This is a genomic window from Streptococcus sp. SM3 (genome assembly GCF_027497875.1).
Map to the genome: position 1 here is coordinate 1 of NZ_JAJNSA010000156.1, position 3,433 is coordinate 3,433.

The 3,433-nt window shown below is 40.5% G+C and carries 2 protein-coding genes; both read left to right on the forward strand.

Annotated features, from left to right (window positions below):
- Positions 1 to 45 precede the first annotated feature (45 nt).
- A complete protein-coding gene (locus tag PAN06_RS13390; RefSeq protein WP_269796571.1) occupies positions 46 to 1,599 on the forward strand; it encodes a damage-inducible protein CinA in 1,554 nt (517 codons plus the stop codon).
- A gap of 119 nt (positions 1,600 to 1,718) precedes the next feature.
- On the forward strand, positions 1,719 to 3,433 hold a 1,715-nt coding region (gene nrdD, locus PAN06_RS13395), incomplete at its 3' end, for an anaerobic ribonucleoside-triphosphate reductase (protein ID WP_269796572.1).

Here is a 3,433-nt window from a genome sequence, read left to right on the forward strand (position 1 = left end):
TCTTTTTGATATACTAAGACAGATAAATTGAATAGGAGAAACGACATGGCTGTATATGGCAGAATCGAAGAAGTATCCGAAACGATACAGAGTAATGAAATTGAAAATAGACTGGATAGGAATCTTGAATCTCATGTGGAAAAAGAAGAACAGGTAGCTTTCCCGTTTTTCAGACTCGTCATTGGAAGTACGATTGCAACGGTTTTTTCTGTGGTGATACCTTTACTTTTAGATATGGTAAGTCCTTCTCAGGCTCAGGATTTGTATATAGGGTGGACTTTGCATCAGGGAGGACAGCTCTACAGTAGTTATTATGCTAGTCACGGTCTTCTTTATTACTTGCTACTTTATATTACCCAAGGAGGTATCCTTTTTGCCTTGGTAGAATGGCTAGCCCTCTTAGGAGGAGGTTATTTCCTCTTTTCTTCAACTGACTATCTGACGGGACAAAGGGAACAAGCCAAGCAACTCCTAACCATATTTTATATTTTGGTATCTGGTCTCGGTTTTGGCGGAGGATATGCAACGATTTTAGCTTTACCATTTCTGTTTGCAGGATTTTCGTTCATAGCAGCTTATCTATCAAATCCTAACCACGACAAGAGATTTTTACGTCTGGGGATCTTTTTGGGTCTATCATTTTTCATAGAGCCTTTTACAAGTCTTCTCTTTACTGTAGTAGTAACGATCGGTTTATTTGTCTTTAATATAGGGCATGGTCGTTTTGTCCATGGAGTTTATCAGTTTTTTGCAGCGGCACTTGGTTTTTCTCTCATCTTTTACCCAGTAGGCTACTATGTGCTTACTTCAGGTGGTTTTGGAGAAGCTATAGGAAGTCTTTTGTATCCGATTGATTCCCTTCAGGTCTTTACCAATCCTCAACTAATGGATAATGTTGTATTCTATGGTTTGTTGACCTTTGGTTTAGGAGCTCTCTTCCTTGTTTTTCTAGGATTGTTCCAATCAAAGGCATCAAGATTATATGTTATTTCAGTACCAGCTAGTTTTGCTTTCTTATTTGTATTAGCCTTGTTGCTTTTTTCTCAAGAACCTCTTCACGGTTCGCGTTTGGTTCTAATCCTTCCGTCTTTACTCCTTCTTTTGATGACCAGTATTCGTGGGAAACACTCAGCTAGAGGAGCTCGTCGTCGAAGAAGAGAGGAGGTTCCAACTTTATGGAAAAAATTCATGAAGGGAAATCTCTACCTACCGATCCTAGTGGTGGTTTATCTGATTGCAGTTCCTTTTGTAGCTCGTTTTGTCTTGCATCCAGCTTCTTATAGAGAACAACATCAAGTGCTAGATAGAGTCAAACAAGAGACGAGTGATGGTGACCAAATCTATATTTGGGATTCACATGTTCAAATGTATAAAGAAAGTCAGCGTTTGGCTGGATCCGTGTTCCCATCCCCTCTTCTTTACACGAGTACAGAAGAGAATAAAACTAGTTTAATCAATGACTTGAAAGAAAACCAACCTAAGGTTATTGTGGTAAACGACAAGGTGGCTCTCTGGTCTGAGGTGGAGACACTCTTAAAAGAAAATTACCAACAAGTAAAGACTGATTACTCAGAGTTTAAAGTCTATAAAATCAAATAACCAAATCAATATCTTGTGTATTTTTAAAAATTTTAGGATTTTTACCACAAGATATTGATTTTTCTTTTTAGAGTGGTATAATACTTTTTAGAAAGAACATTTTAGAAAAGAGCATGCATATGATTGCACTAGAAGAAAAAATTACAATTTTGCCAACTCTCTTCGTCGAAAAACGAGATGGGAGACGTGTTGTATTTGATGTGGACAAGATTGACAAGGCTCTCCACAAGGCGGCTGACAAGGTTATGGATGTGACACCCTTGGTTGAAAAGCGTCTAAATGCTCTGACCGAGCGAATTGTCACAGAAATTCATAGTCGCTTTCCAAAGGGAGTTAAGATTTACGAAATCCAAAATATCGTAGAACATGAACTCCTTGAAGCTAAAGAATATGCGCTGGCTGAAGAGTATATCACTTATCGAACACAGAGGGATTTTGAGCGTTCAAAAGCGACGGATATCAACTTTAGCATCCATAAACTTCTCAACAAAGACCAGGCAGTTGTCAATGAAAATGCTAATAAAGACAGCGATGTCTTTAACACCCAGCGTGATTTGACAGCGGGCATCGTTGGAAAATCAATCGGACTGCAAATGCTTCCTAAGCACGTAGCCAATGCCCACCAAAAAGGGGATATCCACTATCACGATTTGGACTACAGTCCTTATACACCTATGACCAACTGCTGTTTGATTGATTTCAAGGGGATGTTGGAGAATGGTTTTAAGATTGGAAATGCAGAGGTAGAAAGTCCCAAGTCTATCCAGACTGCGACAGCTCAGATTTCCCAAATCATCGCCAACGTTGCTTCTAGCCAGTACGGCGGTTGTTCAGCTGACCGTATTGATGAAGTCTTGGCGCCTTATGCAGAGAAGAATTACCAAAAACACCTCAAAGATGCGGAAGAATGGGTCTTGCCTGAAAAACGGGAAGATTATGCCTGGAAGAAAACGCAAAAAGACATCTATGATGCCATGCAATCTCTTGAGTATGAAATCAATACTCTCTTCACTTCAAATGGGCAAACACCCTTTACTTCGCTAGGTTTTGGTCTAGGAACCAATCGTTTTGAGCGGGAAATTCAAAAAGCTATTTTAAACATTCGTATCAAGGGGCTTGGTTCAGAACACCGTACAGCTATCTTCCCTAAACTCATCTTTACCCTTAAAAGAGGTCTTAATTTAGAAGAAGGTTCGCCTAACTACGACATCAAGCAATTGGCTCTTGAGTGTGCAACCAAACGGATGTACCCAGACGTCTTGTCTTATGATAAGATTGTTGACTTGACAGGTTCTTTTAAGGTGCCTATGGGTTGCCGTTCGTTTCTTCAAGGATGGAAGGATGAAAATGGTGTCGAGGTCAATTCAGGTCGCATGAATCTGGGTGTTGTGACGGTTAATCTGCCTCGTATTGCTCTCGAGTCTGAAGGTGATATGACCAAGTTCTGGGAAATCTTCAACGAGCGGATGAATATCGCTGAAGATGCTCTTGTTTATCGTGTCGAACGCACTAAAGAGGCGACACCAGCCAATGCTCCTATCCTTTATCAATACGGTGCTTTTGGTCATCGTCTAGGTAAAGAAGAAAGTGTTGACCAGCTCTTTAAGAATCGTCGCGCAACTGTTTCGCTGGGCTATATCGGCTTGTATGAAGTAGCGACGGTTTTCTTTGGTAACAGCTGGGAAAGTAATCCAGATGCTAAGGAATTCACGTTAGACATTATTCGTGATATGAAACGCCGTGTAGAAGAGTGGTCTGACCAATATGGCTACCATTTCTCTATCTACTCAACACCGTCCGAAAGTTTGACAGACCGTTTCTGCCGACTAGATAC